Consider the following 336-nt stretch of genomic DNA (forward strand, 5'->3'; position numbering starts at 1 on the left):
CGTTCCGGCCTTGAGCGCCGTGGCGTTCAAGAGCTTGCCGATCGCTTCCGCCATGCCGGTGGCGTCGTCGCCGGTATAGCCCGAATCGGCGAAGGCCTCGGCTATGTCGGTGTCGCTGGTGAAAGGGATGATTTCCTCGGCAAAGGCCGGCGTCTGGTCTTCCAGTGCGGCGCGTGGCGCAACCGAGACGTTTTCCGGCGTGGTCTTGACGTCGTAGGAGCCGGCCATGCTCTCGGCGAAGGCGTCGCCGAATCGCTGCGGATCGACATAGTGAAGCGCCGCCACCTGGATGGCGCCGTCGCTCAAGCCGTTGCCGGCTTCGCGCACCACTTTTTC

General features: G+C 65.2%; 1 pseudogene. It reads right to left on the reverse strand.

Going from position 1 to position 336, the window contains the following annotated elements:
- Window positions 1-336: pseudogene (locus EN808_RS35490) on the reverse strand (M23 family peptidase); the annotation flags it as partial.

It is taken from the genome of Mesorhizobium sp. M8A.F.Ca.ET.165.01.1.1 (assembly GCF_004792065.1).
GTDB lineage: Bacteria > Pseudomonadota > Alphaproteobacteria > Rhizobiales > Rhizobiaceae > Mesorhizobium.